Source organism: Curtobacterium pomorum (assembly GCF_044497295.1).
In the GTDB taxonomy this organism is placed as follows: domain Bacteria; phylum Actinomycetota; class Actinomycetes; order Actinomycetales; family Microbacteriaceae; genus Curtobacterium.
Genome location: NZ_CP172409.1, coordinates 1,202,887 through 1,217,554, shown reverse-complemented (window position 1 = coordinate 1,217,554; position 14,668 = coordinate 1,202,887). Strand labels below are relative to the sequence as shown.

The 14,668-nt window shown below is 70.5% G+C and carries 15 protein-coding genes; 7 read left to right on the top strand and 8 right to left on the bottom strand.

Translation table 11 applies throughout. The annotated features are described in order from the left end of the window. Positions 1 to 6: 6 nt before the first annotated feature. Positions 7 to 1,593 (bottom strand): ABC transporter substrate-binding protein, encoded by a 1,587-nt coding sequence (locus ACGH48_RS05845; protein ID WP_396290579.1) that lies wholly within the window; start codon positions 1,591 to 1,593, stop codon positions 7 to 9. A gap of 158 nt (positions 1,594 to 1,751) precedes the next feature. Here ACGH48_RS05845 and ACGH48_RS05840 point away from each other — a divergent pair, with 158 nt between their 5' ends. Both ACGH48_RS05840 and ACGH48_RS05835 read left to right on the top strand, forming a co-directional pair. Then, the gene (locus tag ACGH48_RS05840; RefSeq protein ID WP_340195832.1) at positions 1,752 to 2,405 is read left to right on the top strand and encodes an FMN-binding negative transcriptional regulator; all 654 of its coding nucleotides are present in this window, start codon (positions 1,752 to 1,754) and stop codon (positions 2,403 to 2,405) included. Positions 2,406 to 2,434: 29 nt separating this feature from the next. After that, on the top strand, positions 2,435 to 3,871 hold the full coding sequence (locus tag ACGH48_RS05835; RefSeq protein ID WP_396290578.1) for an amidohydrolase: 1,437 nt from the start codon (positions 2,435 to 2,437) through the stop codon (positions 3,869 to 3,871). A gap of 6 nt (positions 3,872 to 3,877) precedes the next feature. Here the strand turns inward: ACGH48_RS05835 and ACGH48_RS05830 are convergent, their stop codons facing one another. The 3 genes from ACGH48_RS05830 to ACGH48_RS05820 are packed head-to-tail and all read right to left on the bottom strand — an operon-like array spanning position 3,878 to position 5,945. After that, the gene (locus ACGH48_RS05830) at positions 3,878 to 4,807 is read right to left on the bottom strand and encodes an Fpg/Nei family DNA glycosylase (protein WP_123313440.1); all 930 of its coding nucleotides are present in this window, start codon (positions 4,805 to 4,807) and stop codon (positions 3,878 to 3,880) included. A 9-nt stretch (positions 4,808 to 4,816) separates the two neighbouring features. Then, positions 4,817 to 5,314 (bottom strand): ribose-5-phosphate isomerase, encoded by a 498-nt coding sequence (locus ACGH48_RS05825; protein ID WP_123293994.1) that lies wholly within the window; start codon positions 5,312 to 5,314, stop codon positions 4,817 to 4,819. A 22-nt stretch (positions 5,315 to 5,336) separates the two neighbouring features. Further along, entirely contained in the window at positions 5,337 to 5,945 is a 609-nt protein-coding gene (locus ACGH48_RS05820) for a helix-turn-helix domain-containing protein (RefSeq protein ID WP_396290577.1), read from the bottom strand. On the opposite strand from ACGH48_RS05820, the gene ACGH48_RS05815 reads away from it, so the two are divergent. Next, positions 5,944 to 6,462 carry a GNAT family N-acetyltransferase gene (locus ACGH48_RS05815; RefSeq protein WP_396290576.1) on the top strand — a complete coding sequence of 173 codons (519 nt, stop codon included), beginning with the start codon at positions 5,944 to 5,946 and terminating at the stop codon, positions 6,460 to 6,462. The genes ACGH48_RS05820 and ACGH48_RS05815 overlap by 2 nt on opposite strands. Before the next feature lie 52 nt (positions 6,463 to 6,514). On the opposite strand, the gene ACGH48_RS05810 is transcribed toward ACGH48_RS05815, so the two are convergent. Then, positions 6,515 to 7,075 carry a disulfide bond formation protein DsbA gene (locus ACGH48_RS05810; RefSeq protein WP_396291104.1) on the bottom strand — a complete coding sequence of 187 codons (561 nt, stop codon included), beginning with the start codon at positions 7,073 to 7,075 and terminating at the stop codon, positions 6,515 to 6,517. 225 nt (positions 7,076 to 7,300) lie between these two features. Between ACGH48_RS05810 and pepN the strand changes: the two genes are divergently transcribed. The 3 genes from pepN (at position 7,301) to ACGH48_RS05795 (ending at position 11,537) form a co-directional block, all read left to right on the top strand. Continuing rightward, positions 7,301 to 9,880, top strand: a complete 2,580-nt coding sequence (pepN, locus tag ACGH48_RS05805; protein WP_396290575.1) for an aminopeptidase N — start codon at positions 7,301 to 7,303, stop codon at positions 9,878 to 9,880. A 77-nt stretch (positions 9,881 to 9,957) separates the two neighbouring features. Beyond that, positions 9,958 to 11,025, top strand: coding sequence for a mechanosensitive ion channel family protein (locus tag ACGH48_RS05800; protein ID WP_396290573.1), 1,068 nt, complete (start codon positions 9,958 to 9,960; stop codon positions 11,023 to 11,025). A 50-nt stretch (positions 11,026 to 11,075) separates the two neighbouring features. Further along, on the top strand, positions 11,076 to 11,537 hold the full coding sequence (locus ACGH48_RS05795) for a globin (protein WP_396291103.1): 462 nt from the start codon (positions 11,076 to 11,078) through the stop codon (positions 11,535 to 11,537). A 194-nt stretch (positions 11,538 to 11,731) separates the two neighbouring features. On the opposite strand, the gene ACGH48_RS05790 is transcribed toward ACGH48_RS05795, so the two are convergent. Further along, positions 11,732 to 12,574, bottom strand: a complete 843-nt coding sequence (locus tag ACGH48_RS05790) for an NAD-dependent epimerase/dehydratase family protein (RefSeq protein WP_396290571.1) — start codon at positions 12,572 to 12,574, stop codon at positions 11,732 to 11,734. 37 nt (positions 12,575 to 12,611) lie between these two features. Next, positions 12,612 to 13,313, bottom strand: coding sequence for a hypothetical protein (locus ACGH48_RS05785; RefSeq protein ID WP_123313433.1), 702 nt, complete (start codon positions 13,311 to 13,313; stop codon positions 12,612 to 12,614). A 47-nt stretch (positions 13,314 to 13,360) separates the two neighbouring features. On the opposite strand from ACGH48_RS05785, the gene ACGH48_RS05780 reads away from it, so the two are divergent. Further along, positions 13,361 to 14,224 carry an acyl-CoA thioesterase gene (locus tag ACGH48_RS05780; RefSeq protein WP_396290570.1) on the top strand — a complete coding sequence of 288 codons (864 nt, stop codon included), beginning with the start codon at positions 13,361 to 13,363 and terminating at the stop codon, positions 14,222 to 14,224. Here the strand turns inward: ACGH48_RS05780 and ACGH48_RS05775 are convergent. Beyond that, positions 14,211 to 14,666 (bottom strand): thioesterase family protein, encoded by a 456-nt coding sequence (locus ACGH48_RS05775; RefSeq protein ID WP_222660160.1) that lies wholly within the window; start codon positions 14,664 to 14,666, stop codon positions 14,211 to 14,213. The genes ACGH48_RS05780 and ACGH48_RS05775 overlap by 14 nt on opposite strands. Positions 14,667 to 14,668 lie beyond the last annotated feature (2 nt).

Sequence of the window (14,668 nt, the reverse complement as noted above, 5' to 3'; positions counted from 1 at the left end):
GGTGCCCTACTTCACGGCGATCTGTGCGACGACCGGGCTGCCGGCGACCGCGGGGAGCTTCGTGACCTTGTCGCTCGTGACGTACGAGTACTTGTCGAAGAAGGTCGGGACGACGGGGAAGTCCTCGAGCACGGCCTCCTGCGTCTTCGTGTAGTACTCGTTCGCCTCGTCCTGCGACCCGGCCGAGTCGGCCTTCGCGAGCAGGGCGTCCACGGTGTCGGACTGGTAGTACCCGGTGCAGGGTGCGCAGCCGCCGGCCGTGGTGAACAGGGCGCGGAGGGTGTTCTGCTGGCTGATGTACAGCGCGCCCCAGTGGCCGAAGTGCGGGCCGGCGACCTTCTTGTCCGTCAGCTCGGAGTAGTACGAGGCCCAGTCGGTGGTGGCCTTCGCGACGGTGTCGACGCCGAGGTTCTGCCGGATCTGGTTGGCGTACGCCTCGTAGAGCGAGTCGAGGCCGCTGCCGCCGGGGTAGACGAGCGTGATCGTGCCGTCGAAGCCGCCGGACTTCGCGAGGAGCTTCTTCGCCGCGGCGGGGTCGAACTCGCACGCCTCGCCGCAGATGCCCTCCTCCGTGCCGGACATCGACGGCGGCGTGAGCGCGGTGGCGGGTTCGTACAGGCCGCCGTAGATGGCGGTGTTCACCTCGTCGCGGTCGATCGACATCGAGATCGCGCGTCGGACGTCGGGGTCGGAGTACCGGTCGTCCCAGAGCGGGAACCCGAGGTAGTCGATGCCGGGGGCGTCGAAGGAGTGCAGGCGGTCGCCGAAGTCGGCCTCCGCGCTGGTCATCTTGTCGGTCGGCAGGAACAGCACGTCGGCGTTGCCCGCGAGGACGTCGGTGTAGGCGGTGTTCATGTCGGAGTAGCTCCGGAACGTGACGTCCTTCGTGACCGGCTTCGTCCCCTCGTAGTCCTTCCACGCGGTGACGGTGAACTCCTTGTCCGCCTTCCACGCCGACTGCATCTCGTAGGGGCCGTTGCCGATCGGCGTCTTGTCGTACGCCTTCAGGTCGTCGTACGCGGCCGACGGCATCGGGTAGAACGCCGTCTGGGCCTGGCTGAGCTGCAGCGGGAACTGGCTGTCGGCGTGGGTGAGCGTCACCGTGAAGGTGTCCTTGCCGGTGACCTTCAGCCCCGACATCTCCTTCGTCTTCGGGGTGCCCTTCGCCGGGTTGAGGTCCGTGTAGCCGACGATCGCGGCGAGCTGGCCGCTGTTCTCCCACGCGTTGGGTCCGTAGGCGACGTGGTTCCAGGCCGTCACGTAGCTCTCCGGGGTGACGGCCTCGCCGTTCTGGAACGTCCAGCCGTCTCGGAGCGTGATGGTCCACGTGGTGGCGTCGTCGCTCTCGACGCTCTTCGCGGCGACGTCGTGGAGCTCGCCCTTCGCATCGGTCTGCGTCAGTGGCGCGAACAGGCTCTGCACCTGGTCGAACGCGACGGTCTGCCGTCCGGGCGTGAGGTGGTCGGGCTCGCCGGTGGCGTACACCAGGCTGGATCCGCCGTCGGAGTCGGCCGTGCCGCTCGCCGAACAGCCGGTCACCACGAGTGCCAGCGTGGCTGCCGTGGCCAGCGTGGCGATGGTCCTGCGTCGCATGGGGTCTCCTCCGGGTCGTCGTTGATGAGTGAAGCTAGGCCCGCAGCAGTACCCGGCACAATGCTTCTTTCAATGAACTCTGAAACTTTTACCGTGCTGAAACACTCGCGAAACGACAGGTGTCGCGCTCGGCCGGGGCCGTGTGCCACGCTCGGACCATGCGGCACACACCCCACTTCCTGATGACGGACGTCGACGAGGTCAAGCGCCTGGTCACGGGCAACCCGTGGGCCACGATCGTGTCGCACACCGACGCCGGGATCGTCGCGTCGCACTACCCGTTCCTGCTCGAGGCGCCCGGGCCGGACGAGGACCCCGACGAGATCGTGCTCGTCTCGCACGTCGGCCGTCCGGACGAGGTCGCGCACGAACTCGGCCGGCACGAGGTCCTGGTCGTGGTGCAGGGTCCGCACGGGTACGTCTCCCCCGCCTGGTACCCGCCGGAACAGTTCGTGCCCACCTGGAACCACGTCACCGCACACCTGTGGGGCACGCCGGAGCTGCTGTCCGACGACGAGAACTTCCGGGTGCTCGGCGAACTCGTCGACCACTTCGAGCGCGTGATGCCCGAGCCGGTGTCCCTCGAGATCGACGAGGAGACCGCGCGCCGGATGGCGAAGGGCACCGTGGGCATCCGCATCCGGATCACCCGGTTCGACGCCCGCGCGAAGCTCTCGCAGAACAAGGCGCCCGAGGTCGTCGACCGCATCATCGCGGGGCTGCGCGGCGACGGACCCTACGCGTCGCCGGCGCTCGCCGACGAGATGGAACGAGCGCACGCTGCGCGCGCTGACGATCGGGAGGAACGGTGACGGAGATCCTGCTCAGGACCGTCCGCAGGGTGGGCACCTCCGGGGCCCCTGCCGACGTCCGCATCGCCGACGGCCGGATCGCCGAGATCGCGCCGGCCGGCACGCTCGACCCCGCCGGTCCCGACACCGAGGTCGTCGAGACCGCCGGCGCGTGGCTCGGCCCCGGCCTCCGCGACCACCACACGCACTTCGACCAGTGGGCCCTGGTGCGCCGCCGCGTCGACGTCTCCGGCTGCGACTCCGCGGAGTCGACCGCCGACCTCCTCGCAGCGGTCGCGCGGACCGGGGCGCCGGACCGCGTGCTGATCGGACACGGCTACCGCGACGGGCTGTGGCCGACCCCCGCACGACGCGAGCTGCTCGACCAGGCCGCACCGGGCCTCCCGACCGTCGTCATCAGCGGTGACCTGCACGCGGTCTGGTGCAACGCCCTCGCGCTCGCCCACTTCTCCGCACTCGTCGGCCGCTCGCTCGAGGCGGGTGACGACGGGGTCCTGCGCGAGCAGGACGCCTTCGACGTGACCGGTGCACTCTCGCAGGTGCCGGACGACCTGCTCGACGGGTACGTCGCCGACGCGGCCGAGGCCGCTGCCGCCCGCGGTGTGACGGGCGTCGTCGACCTCGAGATGCGCTTCGGCCTCGACCGCTGGGCGCGCCGGATCCACGCCGGCACCGACGCACTGCGGGTGGCGTCGGGCGTCTACCCGGCGGAACTCGACGCCGCGATCGACCGCGGGCTCCGCACCGGCGACGTCGTCGACGGCACACGCGGCCTGCTGACGATGGGGCCGTTCAAGGTCGTCACCGACGGCTCCCTCGGCACCCGGACCGCGGCCATGACCGACGGGTCCGGCGTGCTCGCGTGGGAGTTCGACGACCTCGTGACCATCACCCGCCGGGCCGTCGACGCCGGACTCGTCCCCGCGATCCACGCGATCGGCGACCGGGCGAACACCCTCGCGCTCGACGTCTTCGAGGCCGTCGGCGCCCGCGGCACCATCGAGCACGCGCAACTGCTCGTCGACACCGACGTCGACCGGTTCGCCCGGCTCGGGGTGGCCGCCTCGGTGCAGCCCGAGCACGCCATGGACGACCGCGACATCGCCGACCGGCACTGGGCGGGCCGCACCGACCGCGCCTTCGCGTTCGCGTCGCTCGCCCGAGCCGGAGCCCGACTGCTGCTCGGGTCGGACGCCCCGGTGGCGCCCCTCGACCCGTGGGTGTCGATGGCCGCGGCCGTCGGGCGCGACCGCGACGGCCGCGACCCGTGGCACCCCGCCGAACGGCTCTCGGCGCTCGCCGCGTGGCAGGGATCGACGGACGGTCGCGTCAGCGTGGCCGTCGGCGACGTCGCGGACCTCGTGCTCGTCGAGTCGGACCCGCTCACGGCGTCGTCGTCCGCGTTGCGTTCGATGCGGGTGCTCGCGACCGCGATCGCCGGGCGGTTCACGTACTGCGAACTCTGAGGCGCGTTACTTCTGGTCCTTCGGGCACCAGTAGAGCTTCCGGCCGGCCATGTCGGCCATCCGGATCTCGGTGCCGCAGACCCGGCAGGGCTCGCCCTGCCGGTGGTAGACCCAGTGGCGGTCCTTGCGCGAGCGCAGGGCCTTCTTGTGGTCGGCCTCGGACAGGTCGTCCATCGTCATCATCAGGCCGTCACGGACGCCGTCGTGCAGCAGCTTCGACCAGTCCGCCCAGAGCGCCTTCGCCTGCTTGACGGTGATCTTCTTGCCCGGCTTGTACGGGTCGATGCGCTGCCGGAAGAGCAGTTCGGCACGGTAGATGTTGCCGATGCCGGCCACGACCGACTGGTCCATGAGCAGCTGCCCGATGGCGACGTTCCGCTTCCGGACGTTGTCGACGAACACCTTCTCGGCCTCGGGGCCGTCGTCGTTCATCGGGTCGGGGCCGAGCTTGTCGAGGGCGCGCTGCACCTCGGCCGGCGTCTCCACGACGCACGCGGTCGGGCCGCGCAGGTCGGCGACGGTGTCCTCGGTCAGGATCCGGACGCGCACCTGGCCGACGGGGTCCGGTGGGAAGGACTCGATCGGGTCCTCCGCCTTCTCCTGCTCGGCCATCCGGTACCGGGCCAGCCGCGGTGCGCCGATCGAGCTGAGCGACTCTTCGCGGTCGTCGTCGTCCGACAGCGCCTCGGCGGTCGAGATCACCCCCGCGAAGTCCCACGCGCCGTAGAGGCCGAGGTGGACGCGGAGGAACAGGTCGCCCTCGAACTCGAGGAACATCTGCTTCGCCACCGCCCGGGCAGCGATCATCCGCTTGCCGTCGAGCTGCGCGGCACCCGCGGCGAACCGCCCCTGCGGACTGGACACCTCGCAGCGCTTGCCGACGAAGTGCCGGGTGAACTGGTTGGCGATTCGGTGGACGGAGTGACCCTCGGGCATGGGACCTGTCTACTCGGCCGAGCCGTCGATCTGCTTGCCGGCGATGTGCCCCGTCTGCTCGTACTCGGCGAGCTGCGCGATGCGGCGGGCGTGACGCTCCTCGCCCGAGAACGGCTCGGCGATGAACAGGTCGACGAAGCGGATCGCTTCGTCCTCGGTGTGCTGGCGGGCACCGATCGAGATGACGTTGGCGTCGTTGTGCTGACGCGCGAGGAGCGCGGTCGACTCGTTCCAGACGAGCGCTGCGCGGACGCCCTCTACCTTGTTCGCGGCGATCTGCTCGCCGTTGCCGGAGCCGCCGAACACGACGCCGAGCGCCTGGACACCGGCGCGCTGGTCCTGCACCACGGCGTGCGCGGCGTTGATGCAGAACGAGGGGTAGTCGTCGAGCGCGTCGTACTCGGTCGGTCCGTGGTCCACGACCTCGTGCCCGGCTTCCGTCAGGTGCGTCGCGAGGGTCTGGTTGAACTCGAGGCCGGCGTGGTCCGTTCCGAGGTGGATGCGCATGGAACCGATCCTATTCCTGCGGCTACTGCCCCCGGACCACCACGACGACGTACCGGGTGGGCCCGTCGCCCGGGTTCCGGTAGACCACGTCGGCGGGGTCGCCGAGCTCGATCCGGTCGCCCGCGGCGAGCCGCGTCGACTCGCCGCCGACGACGAGCTCGAGCACGCCGTCGACCACCCAGATGCAGTGGCGCAGGAACGCGTAGGCGGACGCCGGGTAGGCCACTTCGCGGCCGGCCGGGAGGCGCACCTCGGTGACGTCAGCGGGGAAGGCCGCGCTCGAGACCGGACGGCGGCGGTACCCGGTGTCGGGATCGGTCCAGGACTCGGCGGTCGCGCCGCGTTGGATGCCGCGCGCGTCGTCGGGATCGGTCGCCCTGGGCACCTCGTGCTCGAGGGCCTCGTCGAGGAGCTGCGAGATCGTCATGCCGAAGGCGCCGGAGAGCCGCCCGAGGATCGTCGCGGTGGGGCTGGAGACCCCGCGCTCGACGCGGTTGATCATGGCGCGGGAGACGCCTGACTCCTCGGCGAGCTCGGTGAGGCTCCACTTCCGTTCGGTCCGGAGGCGCTGGAGTCGCTCGCCGAGGGCCCGTTCCGCGAGACCCGGCTCGTCGTCTACGATGTGAGACATGACGACAGCATATGCGACGAACGGGGTCGTGGTCCGCGACTGCACCCCGGCCGACCTCGACGTCGTGCACGCCCTGCACGTCGACGCCGTGCTGCACTCCACCGCCATCTGGCAGGAGGAGCCGCACCCGCGCGCGTACTTCGACACCTGGCTGTCCGAACGGCAGGGCGACGGGTACCCCGTGCTCGTCGCCGAGGTCGACGGCACCGTGGCCGGGTACGCCACGTACTCGCAGTGGCGGCCGCACCACGGGTACCGCCTGACCGTCGAGCACAGCGTCTACGTGGTCGAGTCGTTCCGCGGCCGGGGCATCGCCTCGACCCTGATGCGGTCCCTCGTCGAGCGGGCGACCGCCGAGGGCCGGCACGTCATGATGGCGGGGATCTGCAGCACGAACACCGGGTCGATCGCCTTGCACGAGAAGCTCGGGTTCAGCACGGTCGCGGTCGTGCCCGAGGTCGGACGCAAGTTCGACCGCTGGCTGGACCTGACGCTCATGCGCCTGCCCCTCGCCTGACGGAACGGACGGGGCGGTGGCGAGCCGCGCCTCCCGTCCGCTTGCCGGAGCGTCAGTCGGTGGTGTCGAAGATCGGGCCGACCGTGCGCGAGCGCTTGAGCTCGAAGAAGCCGGGGTACTTCGCCACGGCGACGACGCCGTCCCACAGGTCGAGCGCCTCCTGGCCCTTGGGTGCCGGGGAGATGACCGGTCCGAAGAACGCGGTGCCGGCGACCGCGATGACGGGCGTGCCGACGTCCTGTCCGACCCGGTCGATGCCGTCCTGGTGGCTGGCCCGCACGGCGGCGTCGACCTCGTCGGTCCACGCGTACTCGAGCAGGTCGGCGTCGAGACCGAGCTCGGCGAGCACGGCGGGGACGACCTGGTCGGGGTCCTGCTCCTGGCGGTGGTGGACGTGCTCACCGAGGGCGTCGTAGAGCGGCTTGACGACGTCCTGGCCGAGCCGGAGCCGCGCTGCCGTGACGATGCGCGGGTAGAGCTGTCCCTTGTGGATGCGCTCGCGGTACTCCTCGGGGATGTCCTGGTCCTCGTTGAGGACGAACAGGCTCATCACCTTCCACGTCACGTCGAGGTCGCGGTGCTCGGCGACCTCGCCCACCCAGCGGCTCGTCATCCAGGCCCAGGGGCAGTTCGGGTCGAACCAGAACTCCACGGTGGTTCGTTCGGTCGTGTGTCCGGTCGGGTGTTCCGTCGTCTTGTCCACAGTCGTCTCGCTCACGCTCCGAGCGTACGCGGCGTCGCTAGGCTGGAACCCATCGTCCCGCCGGTGCACGACGCCGTGCCGGGACTCCCCTCGCGGACACGATCGTCCGCGTCCCCAGCGAAGATGGAGCGTTGCGTGCCCGGAGAGAACCTCACCAGAACCGAAGCCCAGGAACGTGCCGGCATCGTCAGCGTGCAGACGTACGACGTCGAGCTCGACCTGACCCGCGGCGCCGAGACCTTCGGCAGCACCACCCGCGTGCGCTTCACCGCGACCGCCGGTGCGTCCACGTTCATCGACGCGATCACGAAGACCGTGCACTCCGTCACCCTGAACGGCACCGCGCTCGACGTCGCCGCGGTGAACGACGGCGTCCGCATCCAGCTCGACGACCTGCAGGAGCAGAACGAGCTCGTGGTCGTCAGCGACGCGCTGTACACGAACACGGGCGAGGGCCTGCACCGCTTCGTCGACCCGGTGGACGACGAGGTGTACCTGTACTCCCAGTTCGAGGTCCCCGACTCGCGCCGCATGTTCGCGGTGTTCGAGCAGCCCGACCTCAAGGCACAGTTCTCCTTCACCGTGACGGCGCCGTCACGGTGGCAGGTCGTGTCGAACTCCCCGACGCCCGAGCCCCACGTCGACGGCGACGTCGCGACCTGGGCCTTCCCGCCCACCGCCACCATCTCGAGCTACATCACCGCGCTCATCGCCGGCCCGTACGAGGTCGTCCGCGACGAACTGACGAGCAGCGACGGCCGCACCATCCCGCTCGGCGTCTTCGCGCGCAAGTCGCTGGCCGAGTACCTCGACCCCGAGTACGTGTTCGAGACCACGAAGAAGGGCTTCGCCTACTACGAGGAGAAGTTCGACGTCCCGTACCCGTTCGAGAAGTACGACCAGCTCTTCGTGCCGGAGTTCAACGCCGGCGCGATGGAGAACGCGGGCGCCGTCACGTTCACGGAGACCTACGTCTTCCGCTCGAAGGTGACCGACGCCATCAAGGAGCGCCGGGTCGTCACGATCCTGCACGAGCTCGCGCACATGTGGTTCGGCGACCTCGTCACGATGAAGTGGTGGAACGACCTCTGGCTGAACGAGTCGTTCGCCGAGTGGGCGTCCACGATCGCCACCGCCGAGGCCACCGAGTGGACCGAGGCCTGGACCACGTTCCAGGCGATGGAGAAGTCCTGGGCCTACCGCCAGGACCAGCTCCCCTCGACGCACCCGATCGTCGCGACGATCAACGACCTCGAGGACGTCCAGGTCAACTTCGACGGCATCACCTACGCCAAGGGTGGCTCCGTCCTGAAGCAGCTCGTGGCGTGGGTCGGCATCGACGCGTTCTTCGCGGGTGTCTCGGCCTACTTCAAGAAGCACCACCACTCGAACACCGAACTGCGTGACCTGCTCGTCGAGCTCGAGGCCACCAGCGGCCGCGACCTGTCCGGGTGGTCGAAGCTCTGGCTCGAGACCGCGGGCGTCAACACGCTCCGCCCGGAGATCGAGGTCGACGAGTCCGGCGCGATCACCTCGTTCGCCGTCCTGCAGGAAGCGCCGGCCGACCACCCGACGCTCCGCCCGCACCGCCTCGCCATCGGCGTCTACGCGTTCGGGACGGACGACTCCGCGCCGTTCGGTGCCGACACCGCGTCGTCCGGCGGCAAGCTCGAGCGGGTGCACCGCGTCGAGATCGACGTCGACGGCGCACGCACCGAGGTCCCCGAGCTCGTCGGTGTGCAGCGCGGCGACCTCGTGCTCCTCAACGACGACGACCTGGCCTACGCCAAGATCCGTCTCGACGAGCAGTCCCGCACGACGGCGATCGAGCACCTCGCGGCCATCGCGAACCCGCTCGCCCGTTCGATCGTCTGGGGTGCGATGTGGGACGCCACGCGCGACGCCGAGTCGCCCGCCAGCGACTACGTCCGGCTCGCGCTCGGCAACATCGCGACCGAGTCCGAGTCGACGACCATCCGCACGACCCTGTCGCAGCTGCTCCTGACGACGCGCAACTACGTGGCGCCGTCGAAGGTCGACGCCACGGTCCGCACGGTGGGCGACACCCTCTGGCAGCTCGCGGCCTCGGCCGAGGCCGGTTCGGACGCGCAGTTCCAGTTCGTGAAGTTCTTCGCGCAGATCGCATCGACGCCCGAGCACGTCGCCACCCTGCAGGGGCTGCGCGACGGGTCGGTCACGCTGCAGGGCCTCGAGATCGACACCGACCTGCGCTGGGAGCTGCTCGAGGGCCTCGTGCTCGCCGGTGCTGCCTCCGACGCCGAGGTCGACGCCGAACTCGCGGCGGACAAGACCGCGTCGGGTGAGCAGGCCGCGGCCCGCGCCCGTGCGACGATCCCCACCGCCGAGGGCAAGCTCGCGGCCTTCGCGTCGCTCGTCGACTCGTCCGAGCTGCCGAACGCGATCGTGCGGCAGACCACGGTCGGGTTCCAGCACGTGAACAGCCCCGTCGTGCTCGAGGGCCTCGTGCCGAAGTACTTCGAGGTGCTCACGCGCATCTGGGCCGAGCGCAGCTACCACATGGCCGACACGATCGTCTCGGGCCTGTACCCGGCGCCGCTCGCGTCCGCCGAGCTCCGCGACGCCGCGCACGCGTGGCTCGAGGCGCACCCGGAGACCCCGGCGCTGCGGCGCATCGTCTCCGAGAGCGTCGCGGGCACGGAGCGTGCGCTCCGGGTGCAGGCGGCGGACGCCTGAGCGTCGAGCTCTGATCGGCGGGGTCTTGGCGTTCCTCATGGAACGCCGAGGCCCCGCCCTCTAGCATCGTCCGGATCATGAGCCTCGCTGCAACCACCGATGAGACCACGAAGGCCGTCTCGAACGCCTTCACCGACTTCGTGACCACCTGGCACGACGCGATCGTCATCGTGATCACGATCCTCGTCGCCGTCGTCCTGCGGCTGATCCTGCGCCGAGTGATCCGTCAGGTCGTCGACCGCGTCGTCTCCGGCGTCAAGAAGCGGCAGGGAGCGACCGACACGCAGGCGCTCATCGCGTCGCCGGTGCAGACCGCACGCGTCGTGCAGCGCACCCGCACACTCGGGAGCGTCCTGCAGAACCTGGCCACGGTCATCGTCGTGGTGATCGCCCTCGTCGTGATCATCCCGCTCCTGGTTCCGAACGCCGCAGTCGGCATCGTCGGTGGCGCGTCGCTCGTCGCCGCGGGCCTCGCCGTCGGCGCGCAGTCGATCGTCAAGGACCTGCTGTCCGGCATCTTCATGATCCTCGAGGACCAGGCCGGCGTCGGGGACGTCGTGGACACCGGACAGGCAACGGGCGTGGTCGAGAACGTCGGGCTGCGCGTCATGCAGGTGCGTGACGTCAACGGCATCCTGTGGTTCGTGCCGAACGGCCAGATCCTGCGCGTCGGCAACCTGTCGCAGGGTTGGTCACGCGTCCTCGTCGACATCACCGTCCCCTACGACACCGACATCGACGCCGTGCAGGACGCCCTGCTCGCGGCCGCCGTCACCATGTCGCAGGAGCCCCGCTGGCGCCAGCGCATCGTCGAGAAGCCCGAGATCTGGGGGCTGCAGTCGATCTCCGAGGACGGCATGGTCTTCCGGCTCGTCGTGAAGACCCGCGCGTCCGAGCTCGACGTCGTCGGACGCGAACTCCGCGCCCGCCTCAAGCACGCCGTCGACGACCTCGGCGTCACCCTTCCTGCCATGGCGATGATCATGCCCGAGGGCTGGGAGAACGCGACCTCGATCAACGGGCTGCGATCCGTCCAGACCCGGCCCACCCCGGCACCGACCAAGCCGCGCCGCACCAAGCGCAACGTGCTCGGGCAGCCGATCCGCACCGACGACCACCACGACGGTGGGAAGGACCCCCAGTGACCGATCCCACTGCCCCGAGCAACGGCCCCGGCGGGGCTGGCGGCCCCGGCATGACCGGCGGGGCTGGCAGCCTCGGCATGCCCGGCGTCCCGGCGCAACCGATCACGCTGCGGGTCGGCGAGCACGGGGTCTCGGCCACCGGCTCGCTCTTCGACCGCATCGGCGGCGCTCCGACCTTCGACCGGCTCGTCCGGCGCTTCTACGAGGGTGTGCAGCACGACGAGGTCATCTGGCCGATGTACCCGGCCGACGACCTCGAGGGCGCGATCTGGCGCCTGTCGGCCTTCCTGCAGCAGTACTGGGGCGGGCCGGGCACCTACAGCGAACAGCGCGGACACCCCCGACTGCGCATGCGGCACAACCCGTTCCGCATCACGTCCGAGGCCCGCGAGCGGTGGTTGCACCACATGCGTGAGGCCGTCGAGTCACTCGAACTCGCGCCCCTGGACGAGGCCGAGCTCTGGGCGTACCTCGACCGCGCCGCGCACGCCATGACGAACACCTTCGACTGACCCCTGCCGTCGGCGCCTGGGTCCCGACTGCCGGCAGGTCCTGACTGCCGGCAGGCCCTGACTGCCCTTCAGGTTCCAAAATCTGCACATCTCGGCGGCCCCTCGCGCCGTTCGTGGAACCTCGGCGAACGGTGCGCGGCGTGTTGTGGAACCTCGGCGGCGCTGAAGCCGTCGTCGAGGGCCGCTGGTCGTCCTCAGCGCACGTACGAGCCGGTGGCGAGTTCCTGGACCAGGGACGGGTGCGTCGGGTTCCAGCCGCACGCGGAGCGGGCATGTGCGCCGGAAGCCTCCTGGTGCAGGAGCAGGGCCTCGGCGAACGTCGTGCCGAGTCGCTCACGCGAGGCGTCGACGCTCTCGGGGACGACAGGAGCGCCGTGCGCCCCCGCTTCGGCGAGCTCGCGCACCGTGGGGTTGTCCCCGGTGGCGGCGACGATGTACCCGTCCTGCTCGGCCCGCTCCAGCGCGAGGACGTAGAGCTCGCCGAGGTCGTCGACGTGCACCGTGGTCCAGCGCTGCGAGCCGTCGCCGACCAGGGTGACCGGCTGCGTGCCGTCGCTGACGAACATCGCGGGGATCCCCGCACCGTGCCCGTACACGATGCCCGGGGCGACGATCGTGGTCCGCGCGTCGCTCGCCCGAACGGCTGCCTCGTTCGCCGTGCGCCACGACGTCAGCTCGGGCGGGTCGATCGGCGACTGCTCGGAGATGTCCGTCGAGTTGCCGAAGGTGAAGATGCCGCCCGTGTGCACGAACGGCTTCGGGGTGCCGGAGTACGCGCGGAGGACCGTCGCCACGAAGTCGGGGTCGACATCGGGAGCGGACGCGGTGTGGACGACGCCGTCGGTCTCGTGCAGCAGCCGTTCGACGACCTCGGTGTCGGTGACGTCCTCGACGAGCGCGTGCCCGCCGGCGTCACGGACGCGCTGCGCCTTCTCGTCGGAGCGCACGATGGCGGTCACCTGGTGCTCGTGGGCGACGAGGGCGCGGAGGACGGAGGAACCGATGTAGCCGGACGCGCCGGTGAGGAAGACGTGCATGCCGCCAGCCAACCACCCGGGCAGGACGCGACGCTCGCTACGGGTTCAGGGTCCAGGCGCGGCGCTTGACGAGGACGTGCCCGCGCGACGTCGTCAGACGGCTCCACGGACCCGTCTCGAACAGTCGGACGGGGTCGTGACCGAGGAAGCCGAGGCTCTCCCCCGCGAAGCCTGCACCAGCGGGCAGGTGCTCGATGCCCGGCACCGGACGGCCCCAGACCTCGGAGCGCACCTTGCGGATGATCGCCTCGCCCGCGTTGGTCGGGACGGCGTCGGCGACCTCGGCGATGCCGTCGCGGGTGGCGCGGCGCAGCAGCTCCGGCGAGATGTCCGGCAGCGGCACCCACCCACCACGAGGCGGTGAGATCGCTGCCCAGGTCACGGTGTGGACCTCGTGCGGGAGCTCGACCTCGATCGGGGTGGCCCGCGTCGGGTCGGCACCGTCGGCGTGCTCGGCGTCCTGTTCCTCGGCGAGAAGTCGCAGCCGCTCGAGCAGCGACTGCAGCGGCACCACGGCATCGATCGTCGCGGGCTCGGTGAGCGAGAACGTCCGGAGCCCGAGGACCGTCGGCAGCTCGTCGAGGAGCCCGAGGGGGTAGAGGATCGCCGTGTAGACCGCGAGGACGCCGGAGTCGGCGATGAACCGGACCGAGCCGTCCTCGATCCGAGCGGCACGTCCGAGGTACGTGCGGAGGTCCCCGAGGGAGGCGGCGTCGGGAAGCGTGAACGAGGTGCCCATGTCGCACCGATCCTACCGGCGCACCCTGTGTTCGTAGACTGCACCTCGTGAACGGCGAACCCGACTTCCTGCGGACACTCCGACTCGAGGACACCGGTGCGAGCACGGGTGAGACGATCCTCACCGGCGCGAACCACTGGTCCCCCGGCGGGCGGGTGTTCGGCGGCCAGGTGCTCGCCCAGTGCATCGTCGCCGCACAGGCCACCATCGAGGGGCGCGACATCCACTCGATGCACGGGTACTTCCTGCGCCCCGGCGACATCGACGTGCCGATCACCTTCGGCGTCGAACGCATCCACGACGGCCGGTCGTTCGCGACCCGGCGGGTGCAGGCCTACCAGCGCGGCGTACCGATCTTCTCGATGATCGCGTCGTTCCAGGTGCCGGACACCGGGGTCGAGCACCAGGACCCGTACCCGGTCGACACCCCGGCGCCGGAGTCGCTGCCGTCGGCCGCGTCGATCCTGTCCGCCATCGACCACCCCGTCGCCAAGGCCTGGGCCGAGCGGTCGATCGACCTCCGGCACGTCGAGGGCCCGGTGTTCGTCGACGTGCAGGGCAAACACGTCCCGCACCAGGCGGTCTGGTTCCGCGTGCAGGGCGACCTGCCCGATGACCCGGCTCTGCACCGCGCGGTCCTCGGGTACGCCAGCGACCTGTCGATCCTCGAACCGATCATGCGGCGGCACGGTGTCGCCTGGGGCACACCCGGCGTGAAGAGCGCCAGCCTGGACCACGCGATGTGGTGGCACCGCGACGGTCGGGCCGACGAGTGGATCCTGTACACGCAGGAGTCCCCCAGCGCGCAGGGCGGCCGGGGGCTCGCGTTCGGTCGGATGTTCTCCCGCGACGGCCGCCTGCTGGCGACCGTGGCGCAGGAGGGCATGATGCGGGTGCCTACGGGCGGCTGAACTCCACCGGGGCCTCGAGGTACGGCTCGCACGCCGCACGCTCGGCCTCGGTCAGCCGCCGAGGACGGTTCGTGGCGGCGTCCACCATGACGAGCGCCGTCGTCGCCCGGGTGTAGAGCTCGGCCGGCTGCTGCCCGACCGGCGACCAGACCTCGTACGACACGTCGATGCTCGCTCCACCGAGGCGCCCGATCCACATCTGGATGTCGAGCGGCTGGCGGAGGTACGGGATCGACGCGAGGTACTCGAGACGCTGTCCGGCGATCACCGTCATCGTGCCGGAGCCCGGCCGACCGTCGATGATCGGCTCGGGCAGGCTGCCGTCATCCGTCAGCTCGCCCGCATCCGGCCCCCAGAACCCCACGATGCGCGCCTCTTCGAGCAGGCGCAGCATCGCGGAGTTGTTGACGTGACCGTAGGCGTCGATGTCGCTCCACCGCATGC

Bases quoted from the DNA above. Each gene is read 5' to 3' on its own strand.
- ACGH48_RS05775 (WP_222660160.1), bottom strand. From the start codon at position 14,666: ATGCGGTGGAGCGACATCGACGCCTACGGTCACGTCAACAACTCCGCG.
- ACGH48_RS05810 (WP_396291104.1), bottom strand. From the start codon at position 7,075: ATGACGAGCCGCTGGGTGGGCGAGGTCGCCGAGCACCGCGACCTCGAC.
- ACGH48_RS05795 (WP_396291103.1), top strand. From the start codon at position 11,076: ATGACCGGCGGGGCTGGCAGCCTCGGCATGCCCGGCGTCCCGGCGCAA.
- ACGH48_RS05820 (WP_396290577.1), bottom strand. From the start codon at position 5,945: ATGTCTCACATCGTAGACGACGAGCCGGGTCTCGCGGAACGGGCCCTC.
- ACGH48_RS05815 (WP_396290576.1), top strand. From the start codon at position 5,944: ATGACGACAGCATATGCGACGAACGGGGTCGTGGTCCGCGACTGCACC.
- ACGH48_RS05800 (WP_396290573.1), top strand. From the start codon at position 9,958: ATGAGCCTCGCTGCAACCACCGATGAGACCACGAAGGCCGTCTCGAAC.
- ACGH48_RS05845 (WP_396290579.1), bottom strand. From the start codon at position 1,593: ATGCGACGCAGGACCATCGCCACGCTGGCCACGGCAGCCACGCTGGCA.
- ACGH48_RS05790 (WP_396290571.1), bottom strand. From the start codon at position 12,574: ATGCACGTCTTCCTCACCGGCGCGTCCGGCTACATCGGTTCCTCCGTC.
- ACGH48_RS05825 (WP_123293994.1), bottom strand. From the start codon at position 5,314: ATGCGCATCCACCTCGGAACGGACCACGCCGGCCTCGAGTTCAACCAG.
- ACGH48_RS05785 (WP_123313433.1), bottom strand. From the start codon at position 13,313: ATGGGCACCTCGTTCACGCTTCCCGACGCCGCCTCCCTCGGGGACCTC.
- ACGH48_RS05840 (WP_340195832.1), top strand. From the start codon at position 1,752: ATGCGGCACACACCCCACTTCCTGATGACGGACGTCGACGAGGTCAAG.
- ACGH48_RS05830 (WP_123313440.1), bottom strand. From the start codon at position 4,807: ATGCCCGAGGGTCACTCCGTCCACCGAATCGCCAACCAGTTCACCCGG.